Here is a 15,864-nt window from a genome sequence, read left to right as displayed (position 1 = left end):
CCCGCCGTGCTGGTCGGCCATTCGATGGGCGCGCAGTGGGTCGTCGAACTTGCACGGCAGCGTCCCGATCTCGCGGCGAGTGTCGTGCTGATCGGCCCGGTCGCGGACGACGAGCATCGGACGATCCGAGCCCAGAGCCTCGCCCTCGCCCTCGACACCCTCGGCGAACCCCCGGTCGTCAACGCGATCGTGTTCGCCGAATACATCCGGTGCGGAATGCCCTGGTACCTGACTCAGCTGCGCCACATGATGGCGTACCCGATCGAAGATGGGGTCGCAGATCTCGTCGTCCCGGTGCTGATCGTGCGGGGAGGGAACGACCCCGTCGCCGGCCTCGAGTGGTGCCGGCGGCTTAGTGACCGGGGTGTCGCTCCCTGTTTTTGTCGAAGGGGTGCCAGAACACCAGGGTCGGCAAGGCAGGGCGCGTCACTCTGACAAGCCCCGTGACCGAGTGGGCAGGGTGTGAGGGTCACTTCGACAAGCTCAGTGACCGAGGGCGCGCAGCGGTGTGCCGCTAGAACGGCGGTGGATCCGTATTGGGGACGAAGTGGATCGCCGAGGGCGGTTTGTCGATGTAGACGTGGCCACCGGGTGAGGTCCACTCGAGGACTCCGCCGCCGAGTTGCCGGACCGTCCAGGCGGTTTCGCCTTTCAGCGTGTGGTGTCGTTTGCAGAGGCACGCCAGGTTGCAGACGGCAGTTTCACCACCCAGCGCGTAGTCGAGAGTGTGATCCCGATCGCACCGGTGTGCGGGTTGCCGGCACCCGGGGAACCGGCAGTGCTGATCCCTCGCCCGCAGGAACCGCTTCATATCCGCCGACGGGGTGTACCGATCAACCGCAAGCACACACCCGGTAATCGGATCGGCCAAGACGCGATCCCACCCGGTCGCGTAGCCGGCCAATACGCGGGCCGTGGCGAGGTCGATCGGACAGCGGCCGACCAGTTCGGCCGGCTCATCCGTCACACCGGCGAGTGCGAGAGCCGGGACGGTGACGTTCACGATCCCGCGAATCGCCCCGAGACCACCGAACCCGTCCGACATCCCGGCGCCGGTTTCGACGGTGGGGGTTGTCGTGAGGAGCATGTCCGCCACCACGTCTGCCCGGATCTGATCCAGCGTCCGCCCATCCGTCGGGTCGGCATCCTTGATCGCCCGGGCTTGCTGCGTGATGCGGTCGTGCATCGCGTGCGCCAACACCGCCGGTTGAGTCGAGAAGAACTCCGCCATCCCGTCCCCGATGTCCCGCACACACGCACCCCGCGACGCCCGAGCCTCCTTGTGACGCTCCGCGAGCGGTCGCGGCTGCAGCGACTCCGCGAGCCGCGCCAACGATGCTCCGAGTCGCCCGGGCGTGGTCCCCTCGGCGCGAAGCAGTGCTTCGGTCTCGAACTCCGCCCGCGCGTCAGGATCGGTGAGGGGGAGCCCGTGTTCCATGATCACCGCGACATGGCCGCGAGCGATCCGTCCCTCCTCCCACGCGTTGAACGTCGCGGGAAAGGACTCCGCCAAAACAGCGGCGTCGTTCATGCGGCGTTGCACGGTCCGGTCGGACATATTCGCCGCAGCGGCCATCTCCGCCGCCAAAGAACGGAACGGCAACTCTGCTTCGCGTGAGGAGGGGGAGGCGAGTTCCGCGACCCGCTGCATCCCCTCCGCAGCCGCCTCCGCAAAAATGCGAGCCAACGCGGCCTGCCCCTGCTCGGCTACACGCACCGCCTCAGCACACCGGACCGCGAAGTCCCGAGCCTTGGCATCAACCCCACAAACAATCGAATGCATGTTCGAAACTCTACGGACGACCACCGACATCCACAGCCCGAAAAGCATCGAAAACGGGCCGAATCAGCCGAGCGAAAATGAGATTTCTCCCATCTTCGCATCGTGGTTTGGCGCGGCTCAGCCGTTGCCCCGGCCTCCGCTGTTTCCGTTCCCGTTCCCGCTGTTTCCGCCGCCGTTGCCGCTGTTGCCGTCGTTCCCGTTACCGTCGTTCCCGTTGCCGCTGCTGCCGTCGTTACCGTTGCCCTGGTTGCCCTCGCCACTGTTGCCGCCTTCCCCGCCGTTGCCGTCACCCTCGTCCGGCTCAGCCACATCGGGAGCCACCGGGGCCGGCGCCTCGATGGGTTCCTCGGCGGGCGCACTCGGCGTCGCGGATTCGGCGGCTTGCACGAGGTCGGCGCGCACTGCATCGATCGCCGTCTGGATCCTTGCGGCCCGCTCGTCGCTGACGTCGCCATGGCCCCACGCGGTGTCGAGCGCCGCCTGAAGCGCATCGAGTTCGGCCATCGCTGCGGCATAGTCGCCCGTCGCGGCCGTCTCTGCCACCGACACCACGAGGGACTGCAGCTCTCCAGCGGACTCCGCAGTCAGGTCGGTGTCCGCCTGCGCGCACCCACTGAACACGAGCGTGAGAACGAGCACCGGCGCGAGCCATCCCGCGCGCCGCGTCACGGTGTCACCTCATCGAGAAGGTCCTGCAGATGCGTGTCGAGGGGCTCGCCCACCTGCGGCAGATCCGGTTGCGCCGGCTCGGACGGCAGGTTCGCGTTCCAGAGGACGACGCCGAGCACACCCGCGACGAGCAGCGCCACGAGCACCATCAACCACAGACGTACACGGCGCGAACGGGTGCGTGAGGTGGGCTTTCGCGCCTCGGCCCGAGTGCCGGTCGGCGCGGCTTCATGTGGGGCGGTCGAGACATCAGTCAGCGCTTCGGTCGGGAGCATCAGAGTGGGCGCGGGTGAAACCGCGCCCCGCATCGAGACAGACGAGACAGATGCGACGGATGCCGCGCCCCCGTCGGCCCCGCCGCCCGGATCACCAGCAAGCGCGGTCACGGCCGGATCACTCGGCGCGACATCGAGCAAGCGCGCCCGTGTGGCGACATCGAGGGCGGTGGGGCGCTGTTCGGGGTCGCGCGCGGTCATGTCGGTTATCAGCGAACGCCAGGCGGGACCGAGAGAGGCGGGGATCTCGGGCTGGATCGACAGTCGGGCGGCGATGGCCTCGACCGGGGTCTGCTGCGCGAACGCGCGGCGACCGGTCAACGCCTCGATCAGAACGAGGCCGAGCGAGTAGATGTCGGACGCCGTCGTGGGCGGGGCACCCCGTACCTGCTCGGGCGCCAGATACGCCGCCGTGCCGATCGCGGTGCCCGGCGCGGTGAGACGGGTGGTGTCGACGAGGTAGGCGATGCCGAAGTCGGCGAGCGTGGGGCGGAGGGTGCTCTGCGGCGTCAGCGCCGGGCGCAGCAGGATGTTGGACGGTTTGACGTCGCGATGGATGATTCCTGCACCATGCACGACGTGCAGCGCCTCGCCGAGCTCTCGCGCAAGCGAGGTGGCATCCTCATCGCTGATTGCCCCACCGAGAAGGCGCGAGTCGAGCGTTCCCCCGTCGATGTACTCCATCACGAGGAACGCATCTCCACGCTCGGGCAGGTGCGCATCGAAGAGCGTGACCAGCGCGTGGTGGCTCAAAGACGCCAGCAGCCGCGTTTCGGACACCTGCCGCGCCTCGTCCCCGCGGCCCGCCGTGCCGGGCGTGAACAACTTGATGGCGACCGTACGGCCGAGCGCTTGATCGGTGGCGCGAAAAACGGATGCCATGCCGCCTGAGCCGACGAACTCGTCGACCCGGTATCTGTCCGCGAGCACGTCACCGGCCTGCAGGGTGTTCCCCCGCAGGCCGGCACGTGCGCGTGGAGCATCCGCCCCGCCGCGACGGCCGTCACTGGCCCGTCGCGGGTCGGATGCGATATCCCCCGTCATACCCGCGTTCAGCTGCGGCGCGAGCGACGACCCGAGAAGGCGCCCCAGAGCAGCAGGACGATGATCGAGCCGATGAGCGCGCCGATAATGCCGGCCGGCTGGAAGAATCCGTCCTGCGCATCGGCGCCGAACAGCAAGAACCCGAGGAATCCACCGACGAACGAGCCGACGATGCCGAGCAGGATGGTCATACCGATGCCCATGCTCTGCTTGCCGGGCACGATCAGGCGCGCGAGCGCGCCCGCGATCAGTCCGATGACGATGATGCTGATGATGAGTCCGAGCATGTGTGTTCTGCCTCTCGTGCAGTGAAATGAGCAACTTAGATCATGCACCGCCTGGACGCCGCGCGGAAGGGGCTTGCTTTTTCAGCCGAGGCTTGGCGTTTGCTGATCCTGGTATCACGGGCCGCGACGTCGGCGGGTCACCGTAGCGTTCTCGGGTGCCATCCGTCGTCCCGCTCGCTGACCCGTGTGCGCTCTGCGGGGCGGCGGAGGGTGAGCGCCGGGGCGGATGGCTGAGGTGTGCGCTCTGCCATTGGCGGGTCGGCGACGCCATCGACCCCGACCTGGAGCGGCCTCGGGTGGAGGTCGTCTACTACCTGCGGTATGCCGACCGCATCAAGATCGGCACGTCGGCCAGGCCCCGGCAGCGGCTCTCGGCGATCTGGCACGACGAGTTGCTGGCGTTCGAACTCGGTGGTCGGGCGCTCGAGCAGCAGCGTCATCGAGAGTTTGCGGGGATCCGTGAGGGCGGCGAGTGGTTCCACGCGGGCCCGGAGCTGGTGTCGCACATCGCGGCACTCGAGTGCCCGGACCCGTGGCTGTCGTACGCCCGATGGGTGAGCGAAGCGCTCCGGCGGATCACCTGAGTCGATCACCGTCGTGCGAAGGTTGGGAGGACCGTCGTTGCCTGGATGCGACATCGGGCGGCAGTAGACGACGCGACCGACAGGATGAGCGGATGCCTCAGGCACCACGGAGAGACACCGGACCCAGCGCGTGGCGCGGGTGGTGGGCGACCCTGTCCGAAGCGATCGATTCGCGGCTCTGGCCCGTCCCCGTCGCGACGGTCGTGGTCGCGGTGGTCATCGGCATCCTGCTCCCCCGTCTCGACCTGATCGTCGACCCGGAACTGCCGAACGCGGTCGATTCCGTCGTGTTCAACGGCGGCGCCGAGACCGCACGCACCGTGCTCTCATCCATCGCCGGTTCGCTGATCACCGCGACCTCATTGACGTTCTCGCTCACCGTCGTCGCACTGCAGCTGGCCAGCCGTCAGGCCTCACCCCGTGTCCTGCGCCTGTTCGCGCGCGACCGCCAAGTGCACTGGACGCTCGCGGCATTCCTCGGAACATTCGCCTACTCCCTCACTGTGCTGAGGTCGGTGCGGTCGGAAGACGACGACATCGCCGAGTTCGTGCCGCGCCTGTCCGTCACGCTCGGCTTCGTTCTCACACTCGCGAGCGTGATCATGCTCGTCTTCTTCCTCGCGCATCTCGCGGCGCAGCTGCGGGTCGAGACGATGCTGAAAGAGATCCATGCCGAGACGGATGCCACCATCGATCTGATCCATGCGCGAAACGCCGATACGCCCGGCTATGCCGGCGAGATCACGCCCACCGCGGAGCACGAGGCGGCGGCGGTCGCGGATTCGAGCGGGTTCATCACCCGCCACGACCACGATCTGCTCGTCCGATACGCCGCCGAACACCGGATCGTGATCCAGGAGCTCCATCGGGTCGGAGAGAACGTCGTGACGGGAACGCCACTGGCACGGTGGTGGCCGTCTGGGGACGATCGCACTGATCGAGAGGACACCGATCGAGAAGACGTCGTGCGCACGATCCGGAGGGCCTATCCCATCGGATACGAACGAACCTCGGCGCAAGACGTCGACTTCGGTGTGCAGCAGATCCTCGATATCTCCCTGCGAGCACTGTCACCCGGTGTGAACGATCCGACCACCGCCGTGCACGGCCTCGGCCATCTCAGCGCGATCACCGCACGCCTCGTCGCGATGTCACGCCTGCCCGCGGGACTTGCGGGACCCGACGGTCAGCTCTGCGTCATCACCATGCCCCGACGCCAGGCGGACGATGTGGATGCCTCGCTGACCCCTCTTCGCCACTACGGTGCCGAGCACCCCGCCGTCGTCACGCGTTTTGTCCAGGCCGTTTCCGAGCTTTCGCTCGTGTGCGCCAGCTCTGAGGTCGACGCCGCGCTCGTCGCCCAGCTGGATGCGCTGGACGAGCAGATCCGCGGGACCACCGCGGACCCGGCAAGTAACTCGGCGATGCTCACGCTGATCGCCGAAGAACGAACACGTCTGGCTATCACCGGGTCATCGACGAGCTGAGCGATATATCCCGCGTGACCACCCGATCCACCCGAAAGCGGTGGCAGGGTAGATGCCATGTTCACGCAGCAGAGCGCCCGGTCGCGTCACGAACCGGTGTACTCCCTCGCTGTCGGGTTCGGTCGAATGCTGTTCGGCGGGGTCCTGCGACTCAAGCCGGTGGTCAGCGGAATAGACCGGATTCCGACATCCGGCTCCGGTGTTCTTGCGATCACGCACTTCGGATACGCCGACTTCGCGCTCGTCGAGTGGGTCACGTGGCTGCACAATCGGCGTCACGTGCGCTTTCTCGCAATGAAAGGCGCCTTCGACAAACCCATCGTCGGCTGGCTGCTGCGAGCTATGCGCCACATCTCGGTAGACAAGGCCGCGGGGAGCGCCGCGTACGAACTCGCCGTCGATGCCCTCCGCCGGGGCGAACTGTTGGGGGTCTTTCCCGAGGCCGGCGTCAGCGCGTCCTTCACGGTCCGCGAACTCAAGACCGGTTCGGCCCGGATGGCGGCCGAGGCAGGCGCGCCGATCATCCCCATCGTCGTGTGGGGCGGGCAGCTCCTGCGCACCAAGAACCACCGCCCGCGGCTGCGCGAGGCGTTCAAGGCGCCCCTGCGTATCGCCGTCGGCGAGCCGCTCACGGTGACGACGAGCGATGATCCCGTAGCCATGACGGAAGAACTGCGCGAGCGGATGCAGGCTCTCCTCGATGAGGCACAGGCGTCCTATCCCCTCTCGGGTTCGGGGCAGTGGTGGCAGCCGAAGCACCTCGGCGGCAGTGCCCCGACCCCCGAAGAGGCGGCGGTCGCCGAGGCCGAGCGCCAGCAGCGGAAAGCCGCGGCGCGCAACCGTTAGGGCGGGCGCACTCCCGCTCACTCGGGCGGGATACCGCCGGGCCCGCACGTACGATCGAAGGATGACCGACACTCCCCTCGTCCTGGTCGCCAATGCGGGCGACGGATCGATCAGCGTCTTCCAACTGGTGGACCGCACGCTCGAACGCCTCGCCGTCACGGACGGGCTCACCGGATGCTCGACGTTCGCCGTCGACTCGGCGCGCGGCTTGGTTTACGCCGGCGTCAAGGGCAGCGAACCGGGTGAACCCTCCGGCATCCTGACACTCGAACTCGACCGCAGCACCGGGCGCCTCACCCCGCGGGGCCGGCTCGACCTGCCCGATGGCGGGATGAATTATCTCGCGCTCGGTCGCGACGGAACCCTGCTGCTCGGTGCCGCCTACAGCGGCGGCTACGGCATCAGCTGCCCCATCGACGACGGGGTGGTCGGTGAGCCGGTCAGCACGATCGCGTTCCCGAATCTGCACTCGGTGCAGCCCAGCACCGACGGTCGATTCGCCTACTTCGTCTCACTCGGAGCGGACCTCGTCGCGCAGTACGCCGTCGACGACGAACTGCGCCTGGAGCCGCTCGAACCCGAGACGGTCGCGGCACCCGAGGGAAGCGGCCCACGTCACCTCGTGCTGAACACGGCTCAGGATGCGGTGTATGTGATCACCGAGTTCTCGGGCGAGGTCCTGCACTTCTCCCGCGACACCACGACCGGCGAGCTGGCGTTCAGCGGTGCGACGACGGTGGTTGACCCGGCACGGGGGCTCGGGCACAGTGTCTTCGGCGCCGACCCGCGCGAGAATCACTTCATCTGGGGCGCCGACGTGCACTGGGGCCGCGATGAGGCGACGCTCTGGACATCCGAGCGCACGGAGAGCACGCTTGCGGCTGCTCCCGTGGGCCCGGACGGCAGAGTTTCTGCGCCCAGGATCTTCCACGAGACCGAGCCGCAGCCGCGCGGTTTCGCGCTCAGCCCGAACGGATCGCTGCTCGTCGCAGCCGGGGAACGCTCGACCACCGTCTCGCTCTACGCGGTGGACGGCGACCGCCTCGAACTTCTGCAGCAGGCCGAGACCGGCGGCGGCGCGAACTGGGTCAGATTCGCCTGACCGCCGGACCCCGCGCGTTCCCGTACGGGAACGTCGCGGTTCTCGCAATCCCCTGCCCCTGCGGGCGCCGGCACGCCAGACTCGGCGCATGGTCTTCATCGGATACCACGCGTCCCACGAACAAGTTCCGCCGAATCGGCTCTTCGAGGCCGTCGTCCGTGCCGAGGCGGCCGGTTTCGACGGGGCGATGTGCTCCGACCACCTGGCGCCCTGGAGCCTCGATCAGGGCGAGTCGGGCTATGCCTGGAGTTGGCTCGGGGCCGCGCTCGCCTCGACATCTTTCTCGCTCGGAGTGGTCACGGCGCCCGGTCAGCGATATCACCCCGTCATCGCGGCCCAGGCGATCGGGACGCTCGAGCAGATGTTCCCCGGGCGATTCTGGGCGGCGCTCGGCAGCGGCGAGGCCGTCAACGAGCACGTCACGGGCGACCCGTGGCCGCCCAAGGATCGACGCAATGCCCGACTCCAGGCATCCGTCGAGGTCATTCGCGACCTGCTCGCCGGCCGAGAAGTCACCCGCGATGACGAGGTGACGGTGCACCGGGCACGCGTGTGGAGCCGGCCCGAGACCCCGCCGCCCCTGCTCGGCGCCGCGGTCACCGCCGAGACCGCGGGGTGGCTTGCATCGTGGGCCGACGGACTCGCCACCGTGGCTCAGCCGCGTGAGGTGCTCGCCGGCGTCTTGGACGCTTACGGGAGCGCCGGCGGGCGCGGGCCGCGGGTTCTTCAGGTCCATGTGTCGCTCGAGGACTCGGATGAGGAGGCACTCGCGGTGCTCCGGCAGCAGTGGCGCCACGCGACAATCGAGGGTTCGCTGTGGGATGTCGAACAGCCCGCGGACTTCGATGCGATGGCCGGCGACCCGACAGACGAGGAACTGCGTCGGGGCGCGCTCGTCTCGACAGATGCCGGAGCGCTCGCCGCTCAGATCGCCGAACTCGTCGCGCTCGGATTCGATCGCGTCTACCTGCACGGAGTCGGCACAGACCAGACATCCTTTCTCGACCGCGCCGAACGCACGCTGCTGCCGGCTCTGAGGAGCGCCCTGTGAACATCACCGACACCAGCGACCTGTGGTGGAAATCCGCCGTCGTGTACTGCCTCGACATCGAGACATATATGGACGACAACAACGACGGCGTCGGAGACTTCGCGGGCCTCGCGCGTCGTATCGACTACCTCGCCGATCTCGGGATCACCTGCCTGTGGCTCATGCCGTTCTATCCGAGCCCCGACCGCGATGACGGATACGACATCAGCGACTTCTACGGCATCGACCCCCGCCTCGGCAACCACGGGGACTTCGTCGAGGTCATCCGCACGGCCAAGGACCGAGGTATCCGTGTCATCGTCGACCTCGTCGTCAACCACACGTCCGACAAGCACCCGTGGTTCGTGTCGGCCAAGCGCAGCCGCGACTCGTTCTACCGGGACTTCTACGTCTGGCGCGACGAACCGCCCGCCAACGAGCAGCCGACCGTCTTCCCGGGCGAAGAGGCGAGCGTCTGGGAACACGATCCGCGAACGGATCAGTACTTCCAGCACGTCTTCTACAAGCACCAGCCCGACCTGAACATCGCGAACCCGCGCGTCCGCGACGAGATCGTCAAAACGGTCGGATTCTGGCTCGCGCTCGGCGTCTCGGGGTTCCGTATCGACGCCGTGCCGTTCTTGATCGAGCCGCCCGACGGCGTCGACCTCGGCGATCCGCACGACTTCCTTCGCGATCTCAAGCGGTTTCTGCAGCGGCGTTCAAGCGACGCCGCCCTTCTCGGTGAGGTCAATCTGCCGTTCGCCGAACAGTTGGACTTCTTTGGCGGCGAGCGCGGTGGCGAACTCGACCTGCAGTTCGACTTCATGTCGATGCAGGCGCTGTACCTCTCGCTCGCGCGCAGCGATCCATCGGCTCTTCGAGAGTCCCTCGCGGCGCGCCCCGCTGTGCCGGACGGTGCGGCCTGGGCGAACTTTGTGCGCAACCACGACGAACTGACGCTCGACAAACTGTCCGACGCCGAACGCGAAGAGGTCTTCGAGGCGTTCGCGCCCGAGGAGTACCAGCGCGTCTACGGGCGCGGCATCACGCGTCGCCTCCCACCCATGCTCGACGGCGATCCCCGCCGCATCCGGATGGTCTACAGCCTGCTGTTCTCGCTACCGGGCACGCCCGTGCTGTTCTACGGCGAAGAGATCGGCATGGGCGAGAACTCCGACGTGCCGGGGCGCGGCGCGGTGCGTACTCCCATGCAGTGGACGGACGGGAAGAACGGTGGGTTCTCGCAGACGTCCCCTGGGCGCCTCGTCGCCCCGATGCCCGGGGATGGCTACTCCCCCGAGCACGTGAATGTGCTGAAACAGCGGAACGACCCGGACTCGCTGCTGCAATTCATCCGTCACCTCATCCGCCGTTACCGTGTCTCGCCCGAGATCGGCTGGGGCGAGCTGGAATTGTTCGAAACCAGCGCGGACGGCGTGCTCGCGCACGGTGTTCTGTCGCCACTCGGACGGATGATCGCCCTCCACAACTTCACGGCCGTGCCGGTGCGCACGCGGGTGGAGATCGGTGCGGTCGAGGAGGGCACGATGCTTCTCGATCTGCACGGCCCCGAACGCATGGCCCTGGACGTGAGCGGTCGTGTGGAGTTGGAGCTGGCGCCCTACGGCTTCCGCTGGCTGCGGGTCTCGCCACCCGGCGACACGCGAATCGGCTGATTTCTTCGGGCTGGGGTTTACGCGTTGCGGTCACCGGATGATGTGGTCGCGATGGCGGTGCTTCAGCTACACCGGCTCGGTGGCGCGGATCAGACCACAGATCAGGCACGTCCAAGCGACCAGGAATCGCTCGTCGTCGAGGATTTCGAAGGTAAGCGCATCGCCGCATGTCGGGCAGACTCTCGGATCCAGCCCCGGCAGTGTCATCATGCCAGGCTACGGAAACCTCGATATTTGTGGAGCCACCTAAGGGAATCGAACCCTAGCTTGCGGCCTTTCGGCGCCCGCTCTCGATCAGAAACCACGGATTCATGCGGTTCTTGAGTCGGGTTCGATCACCGTGTTCGAGTCGATTGCGGGTGGCTCGTGGGCACGCGGTGGGCACGTCCGTCACCGATGTCCTGAGACATAACAGTCCTGAGACATAACAGCTGCCCCCACGGGCTCACTAGGAGGCTTGGCGGACCGCCCTAGCCGAGCAGCTCCACCCCGAAGCCTGCGACGACGGTCCGTACTTCGGAGAGGTACCGCAGCGCCTGCTCCGTGAGCGGGATGGCGGAGTGGCCGATCCATCCGATCTCGATGCGTTCGTCGACGTCGAGCGGCACGGCGACGATCTCCGGGTCGAGGTCATCGCTGATGATGCCCGTCGAGATCGTATAGCCGTCGAGCCCGATCATGAGGTTGAAGATCGTCGCCCGGTCCGAGACCCGAATCTCTTGCTTGCTCGACAGGGTCGAGAGGATTTCTTCGGCGAAATAGAACGAGTTGTTCGCGCCCTGATCGAACGTGAGCCGCGGCAGATCCGCGAGATCGGCAAGCGTGACGCTCTTCCGAGAAGCGAGGGAGTTCCTCCGCGAGATGAAGATGTGGGGCTCGGCAAGAAACAGCGGATGGAACGCCAGCCCCGAATCCCGCAGCAGCTTGTCGATGACGTTCCGATTGAAGTCGTTGCGATACAGGATGCCCAACTCGCTGCGGAGCGTTCGAACGTCCTCGATGATGTCCCAGGTGCGGGTCTCGCGCAGCGAGAACTCGTACTCCGCCGCTCCACTGGCCTTGACCATTCGTACGAACGCGTCAACGGCGAACGAGTAGTGCTGCGCCGACACACCGAGCAGGCGCCGCGACGGCGGCCGGCCGAGGTAGCGCTGCTCGAGCAGCCCGACCTGCTCGACGACCTGCCGGGCATACCCGAGAAACTCCGCACCATCGGCGGTGAGCGTCACCCCGCGGGCGGAGCGGAGCAGCAGGGCACGACCCACCCGCGTCTCGAGCTCTTTCATCGCCGCCGACATGGTGGGCTGAGACACATAGCGCAGGTCAGCGGCCGCGCTGATCGACCCCTCCGCCGCGACCTCGATGAAGTAGGTCAGCTGCTGCAGCGTTATTCCGCTCGAATCACGTGCCATAGGGAAAGCCTATAACGATGCATAGTTGCGGCGAGTTTCTCGATATGCGCAACCCGACTGCACGATGGATGCACCGACTTCCGCGCGGCCGAAACCCGGCCGATCAGCCAGACGATTGGCCACACATGGCGAACGACATCACGTTCAGCATCACGACCAGCCGCTTCGACGAGAACTACGCGCCGTCCCAGACATCCCGCATCACCACGAACTTCGCCAACCTGGCCCGGGGCGCGAACCGGCAACAGAACCTCCGCAACGCCCTGGCGATGATCGACCAGCGATTCAACGACCTCACACACGGGGACAACCCGAACGCAGACCGCTACACGCTCGAGCTCGAGATCGTCTCGGTGGCCTTGCAGTTCGCCGATGACAGCGAAGACCGGGAGTTTCCGCTGCTCGAGATCCTCGACGTCCAGATCGTCGATCGACGGACGGGTGAGCGCCACCCCGGGATCGTCGGCAACAACTTCTCGTCCTACCTGCGCGACTACGACTTCAGGGTGCTGCTCCCGGCGGTCAACGAAGGCGCAACCGGCCTCATCGTGCCGGACGACTTCGGCGAACTGCACGGCAAGCTGTTCCAGCGGTTCCTCGAGTCCGACGTCTACCAGGAACGCTTCCCCTCGCCGCCCGTGATCTGCATCAGCGTCTCAACGACAAAGACGTATCGCCGCACCGAGATCCAGCATCCGGTGCTCGGTGTCGAGTACAGCCAAGACGCGTTCTCGTTGACCGACGAATACTTCGCGAAGATGGGGCTGCAGGTCCGGTACTTCATGCCGCCCGGTGCCGTGGCGCCCCTCGCGTTCTACTTCCGCGGCGAGCTGTTGAGCGACTACTCCGACCTGCAACTGGCCGGCACCATCAGCACCATGGAGACGTTCCAGAAGATCTATCGCCCAGAGATCTACAACGCGAACTCCGCCGCCGGGCGCATCTACCGACCGACCCTCGACCACCAGGACTATTCGCGGACGCCGATCGCCTACGACCGCGTCGAACGCAGCCAACTCGCGATCACACAGGGGAAGTATGCGGAAGAGCACTTCGTGAAGCCGCACCAGCACGCCCTGGAACAGTGGGTCGCCCTCTCGCCCGCACCCGTCTCATGAGCACCGGAAAGTCATCGATCATGCAGAAGCTCTTGCCCACCTCGATCGTGGGTAGCCTGCCGAAGCCGTCATGGCTCGCAGAACCCGAAACCCTCTGGTCTCCGTGGAAGCTGCAGGGCGAAGCGTTGGTCGAGGGCAAGCAGGACGCGCTGCGGATCGCGGTGCAGGAACAGCGCCGCAACGGCATCGACATCATCAGCGATGGCGAACAGACCCGACAGCACTTCGTCACGACCTTCATTGAGCACCTCGACGGGGTTGACTTCGAGAAGCGCGAGACCGTACGCATCCGCAATCGATACGACGCGAGCGTGCCGACCGTCGTCGGTGCCGTGAGCCGCGAAAAGCCCGTGTTTGTCGACGACGCAAAGTTCTTGCGTCAGCAGACCGATCAGCCGATCAAGTGGGCACTCCCGGGCCCGATGACGATGATCGACACCCTCTACAACGCCCACTACACGAGCCGCGAAAAGCTGGCATGGGAGTTCGCAACAATCCTCAACCAAGAAGCGAAAGACCTCGAGGCCGCGGGCGTCGACATCATCCAGTTCGATGAGCCGTCGTTCAACGTCTTCTTCGACGAAATGGAGGAGTGGGGAATCGCGGCGCTGGAGCGGGCCGCTGAAGGACTGCGCGCCGAGACCGTCGTGCACATCTGCTACGGCTACGGCATCAAGGCCAACACCGATTGGAAGGCGACCCTCGGGTCGGAATGGCGACAGTACGAGAGGTCGTTCCCGCTCTTGCGGCGCTCGAGTATCGACGTCATCTCGCTGGAATCCCAGAATTCCCGCGTCCCGCTGGACCTCATGGAGCTGATCCGTGGCAAGAAGGTCATGCTCGGCGCCATCGACGTGGCGAGCGAGACGATCGAGACCGCGGATGACGTCGCCGACACCCTCCGGAAGGCTCTCACGTTCGTCGACGCGGACAAGCTCATCCCGAGCACGAACTGCGGCATGGCGCCGCTATCTCGCGACGTGGCCCTGGGGAAGCTGAACGCGCTGACGGCGGGTGCGGACATCGTTCGCGCGGAGCTCGCGGGAAGCGGGATCTAGCTCGCGGCACTTCTGGAGGCGTCCGCCGACATCTCGCGTCATACGCGCGTCACGGTGCGTAATCGGCAGGCTTGTCGGTGAGCTCTCGGCCTAGCTTTGCCTCATGACCGACTTCTTTGATCGTGAGGCCGACCGCGCCTACACGCGCGTGTACAAGGCCGAAACCCCCGACATCCTCAAGGCATGGGTTGACTTTGACGGAGCCGTTTTCGCGGCTGAAGGGCGCGAGATCCCGCTGAAGTATCGCGAGCTGATCGCTCTCGCCGTGGGCATCACGACGCAGTGCGCGTATTGCATCGACGCTCATGCACAAAAGGCCGTTCATGCGGGTGCAACCCAGGGCGAGCTTGCCGAAGCGGCGTGGGTAGCAACCGCGATCCGCGCCGGTGGCGGGTTTGCGCATGGTCGCCTGGCCTTCAAGCTGGCGGAGGGCTCATCCGCCGCTCACAGCCACTGACAGAGCCCTTGCTAGAGGCTGGATCCCGGGTTCAGGATTCCGCGCGGGTCGAGCACCGCACGGATGCTCCGTTGGAGCGAAAGCACTTCGGGTCCGAGCTCTCGGGCCGCCCACGCGCGCTTGAGTCGACCGACGCCGTGCTCGGCGGTGATCGTGCCGCCGAGCTCCAGCGCCAACGCGAAGATTCGGTCGGCGGCGGCCTGCGCGAGCGAGGGAACAGGCGCCCCCGCCGGCGCGTGTTCGGTGACGATGATCGGATGCAGATTGCCGTCGCCGGCGTGCCCGAAGACGAAGATGCGCACCCCCTCCTCCGCCGCGATCATTCCGATCCTTCGCACCGCTTCCGCAAGGCGCGACCGCGGCACCGCAATGTCTTCGATCAGCGGTCGCCCGATCGCTTCGAGCGCGGGGAGTGCGCGTCGACGGGCGAAGAGCAAGCGATCGGCGTCGGCCTGATCGACAGCTATCTCGATCCGGGATGCGGCACCATCGAGTGCGGCGGTGACGACGTCGAGTTCTTCCTCTGCACCGAATCCGTCGGTCTGTGCGATCAGGAGCGCCCCGCCCCGTGAGCGCAGATCGGTTCCTTCCAATGCGTCGATAGCGGCCAGGGTAGCCCCGTCCATGATCTCGAGGACCGCGGGACGTGCCCCGGAGCGAGTAATCGCTGTGATGCCCCGGGCCGCGAGCTCGATGTTGTCGAAAAAGGCCGAAGCTGTCGCTGTCCGCGCGGGACGGGGAAGCAGCCGAAGCGTAGCCCCGACGACGACTCCCAGGGTGCCTTCCGACCCGGTGAACAATCCCACGAGGTCGTAGCCCGTGACGCCCTTGATCGTGTCGCGGCCCGTGTGGATCAGTGTGCCATCGGCCAGCACGACGTCGAGCGCCAGAACGTGATCGCGGGTCACTCCGTACTTCGCGCCACGCAGTCCGCCAGCGTTCGTGGCGACATTGCCGCCGATCGTGGAGATTCCGACGCTTCCGGGATCGGGCGCATACATGAGCCCGTGGGCGCCGGCCGCCGCATCGAGAT

16 protein-coding genes are annotated in these 15,864 nt (G+C 66.6%); 10 read left to right on the top strand and 6 right to left on the bottom strand.

The window, feature by feature from the left end; translation table 11 throughout:
- The coding region (locus tag MIC448_RS11815) for an alpha/beta fold hydrolase (RefSeq protein WP_199484450.1) at window positions 1–435 on the top strand (435 nt) is incomplete at its 5' end.
- A 79-nt stretch (window positions 436–514) separates the two neighbouring features.
- Here MIC448_RS11815 and MIC448_RS11810 read toward each other — a convergent pair.
- The 4 genes from MIC448_RS11810 to MIC448_RS11795 form a co-directional block, all read right to left on the bottom strand.
- Window positions 515–1,783, bottom strand: a complete 1,269-nt coding sequence (locus MIC448_RS11810; protein ID WP_036299919.1) for an HNH endonuclease signature motif containing protein — start codon at window positions 1,781–1,783, stop codon at window positions 515–517.
- Between the two features lie 117 nt (window positions 1,784–1,900).
- A complete protein-coding gene (locus MIC448_RS11805) occupies window positions 1,901–2,452 on the bottom strand; it encodes a hypothetical protein (protein ID WP_051513704.1) in 552 nt (183 codons plus the stop codon).
- Window positions 2,449–3,771 (bottom strand): serine/threonine-protein kinase, encoded by a 1,323-nt coding sequence (locus MIC448_RS11800; RefSeq protein WP_051513702.1) that lies wholly within the window; start codon window positions 3,769–3,771, stop codon window positions 2,449–2,451. Before MIC448_RS11800 ends, MIC448_RS11805 begins: the two co-directional genes overlap by 4 nt.
- A gap of 8 nt (window positions 3,772–3,779) precedes the next feature.
- Window positions 3,780–4,058, bottom strand: coding sequence for a GlsB/YeaQ/YmgE family stress response membrane protein (locus MIC448_RS11795; protein ID WP_036299908.1), 279 nt, complete (start codon window positions 4,056–4,058; stop codon window positions 3,780–3,782).
- A 155-nt stretch (window positions 4,059–4,213) separates the two neighbouring features.
- On the opposite strand from MIC448_RS11795, the gene MIC448_RS11790 reads away from it, so the two are divergent.
- The 6 genes from MIC448_RS11790 (at window position 4,214) to MIC448_RS11765 (ending at window position 10,786) form a co-directional block, all read left to right on the top strand.
- Window positions 4,214–4,642 carry a GIY-YIG nuclease family protein gene (locus MIC448_RS11790; RefSeq protein WP_036299906.1) on the top strand — a complete coding sequence of 143 codons (429 nt, stop codon included), beginning with the start codon at window positions 4,214–4,216 and terminating at the stop codon, window positions 4,640–4,642.
- A gap of 92 nt (window positions 4,643–4,734) precedes the next feature.
- Window positions 4,735–6,129, top strand: coding sequence for a DUF2254 domain-containing protein (locus MIC448_RS11785; protein WP_051513700.1), 1,395 nt, complete (start codon window positions 4,735–4,737; stop codon window positions 6,127–6,129).
- 57 nt (window positions 6,130–6,186) lie between these two features.
- Entirely contained in the window at window positions 6,187–6,975 is a 789-nt protein-coding gene (locus tag MIC448_RS11780; RefSeq protein WP_036299904.1) for a 1-acyl-sn-glycerol-3-phosphate acyltransferase, read from the top strand.
- A gap of 61 nt (window positions 6,976–7,036) precedes the next feature.
- Window positions 7,037–8,077, top strand: coding sequence for a beta-propeller fold lactonase family protein (locus MIC448_RS11775; protein WP_036299902.1), 1,041 nt, complete (start codon window positions 7,037–7,039; stop codon window positions 8,075–8,077).
- An 88-nt stretch (window positions 8,078–8,165) separates the two neighbouring features.
- Window positions 8,166–9,128 carry a TIGR03885 family FMN-dependent LLM class oxidoreductase gene (locus MIC448_RS11770; protein WP_036299900.1) on the top strand — a complete coding sequence of 321 codons (963 nt, stop codon included), beginning with the start codon at window positions 8,166–8,168 and terminating at the stop codon, window positions 9,126–9,128.
- Window positions 9,125–10,786 carry an alpha-amylase family protein gene (locus MIC448_RS11765; RefSeq protein WP_036299898.1) on the top strand — a complete coding sequence of 554 codons (1,662 nt, stop codon included), beginning with the start codon at window positions 9,125–9,127 and terminating at the stop codon, window positions 10,784–10,786. Before MIC448_RS11770 ends, MIC448_RS11765 begins: the two co-directional genes overlap by 4 nt.
- Window positions 10,787–11,256: 470 nt before the next feature.
- On the opposite strand, the gene MIC448_RS11760 is transcribed toward MIC448_RS11765, so the two are convergent.
- Window positions 11,257–12,198 carry a LysR family transcriptional regulator gene (locus MIC448_RS11760; RefSeq protein ID WP_036299897.1) on the bottom strand — a complete coding sequence of 314 codons (942 nt, stop codon included), beginning with the start codon at window positions 12,196–12,198 and terminating at the stop codon, window positions 11,257–11,259.
- 125 nt (window positions 12,199–12,323) lie between these two features.
- Between MIC448_RS11760 and MIC448_RS11755 the strand changes: the two genes are divergently transcribed.
- The 3 genes from MIC448_RS11755 (at window position 12,324) to MIC448_RS11745 (ending at window position 14,831) form a co-directional block, all read left to right on the top strand.
- Window positions 12,324–13,316 carry a putative oxygenase MesX gene (locus MIC448_RS11755; RefSeq protein ID WP_036299895.1) on the top strand — a complete coding sequence of 331 codons (993 nt, stop codon included), beginning with the start codon at window positions 12,324–12,326 and terminating at the stop codon, window positions 13,314–13,316.
- A gap of 20 nt (window positions 13,317–13,336) precedes the next feature.
- Window positions 13,337–14,374, top strand: coding sequence for a methionine synthase (locus tag MIC448_RS11750; protein WP_036299910.1), 1,038 nt, complete (start codon window positions 13,337–13,339; stop codon window positions 14,372–14,374).
- 103 nt (window positions 14,375–14,477) lie between these two features.
- The gene (locus tag MIC448_RS11745) at window positions 14,478–14,831 is read left to right on the top strand and encodes a carboxymuconolactone decarboxylase family protein (protein WP_036299892.1); all 354 of its coding nucleotides are present in this window, start codon (window positions 14,478–14,480) and stop codon (window positions 14,829–14,831) included.
- A gap of 11 nt (window positions 14,832–14,842) precedes the next feature.
- On the opposite strand, the gene MIC448_RS11740 is transcribed toward MIC448_RS11745, so the two are convergent.
- On the bottom strand, window positions 14,843–15,864 hold a 1,022-nt coding region (locus MIC448_RS11740), incomplete at its 5' end, for an FAD-binding oxidoreductase (RefSeq protein ID WP_036299891.1).

This window comes from Microbacterium sp. C448 (assembly GCF_000582705.2).
GTDB lineage: Bacteria > Actinomycetota > Actinomycetes > Actinomycetales > Microbacteriaceae > Microbacterium > Microbacterium lacus_A.
This window is presented reverse-complemented; position numbering and strand designations above follow the sequence as displayed.

Coding starts and splice junctions, on each gene's coding strand:
- MIC448_RS11785 (WP_051513700.1), top strand. CDS start 4,735: ATGCCTCAGGCACCACGGAGAGACACCGGACCCAGCGCGTGGCGCGGG.
- MIC448_RS11775 (WP_036299902.1), top strand. CDS start 7,037: ATGACCGACACTCCCCTCGTCCTGGTCGCCAATGCGGGCGACGGATCG.
- MIC448_RS11745 (WP_036299892.1), top strand. CDS start 14,478: ATGACCGACTTCTTTGATCGTGAGGCCGACCGCGCCTACACGCGCGTG.
- MIC448_RS11795 (WP_036299908.1), bottom strand. CDS start 4,058: ATGCTCGGACTCATCATCAGCATCATCGTCATCGGACTGATCGCGGGC.
- MIC448_RS11760 (WP_036299897.1), bottom strand. CDS start 12,198: ATGGCACGTGATTCGAGCGGAATAACGCTGCAGCAGCTGACCTACTTC.
- MIC448_RS11750 (WP_036299910.1), top strand. CDS start 13,337: ATGCAGAAGCTCTTGCCCACCTCGATCGTGGGTAGCCTGCCGAAGCCG.
- MIC448_RS11780 (WP_036299904.1), top strand. CDS start 6,187: ATGTTCACGCAGCAGAGCGCCCGGTCGCGTCACGAACCGGTGTACTCC.
- MIC448_RS11755 (WP_036299895.1), top strand. CDS start 12,324: ATGGCGAACGACATCACGTTCAGCATCACGACCAGCCGCTTCGACGAG.
- MIC448_RS11770 (WP_036299900.1), top strand. CDS start 8,166: ATGGTCTTCATCGGATACCACGCGTCCCACGAACAAGTTCCGCCGAAT.
- MIC448_RS11800 (WP_051513702.1), bottom strand. CDS start 3,771: ATGACGGGGGATATCGCATCCGACCCGCGACGGGCCAGTGACGGCCGT.
- MIC448_RS11810 (WP_036299919.1), bottom strand. CDS start 1,783: ATGCATTCGATTGTTTGTGGGGTTGATGCCAAGGCTCGGGACTTCGCG.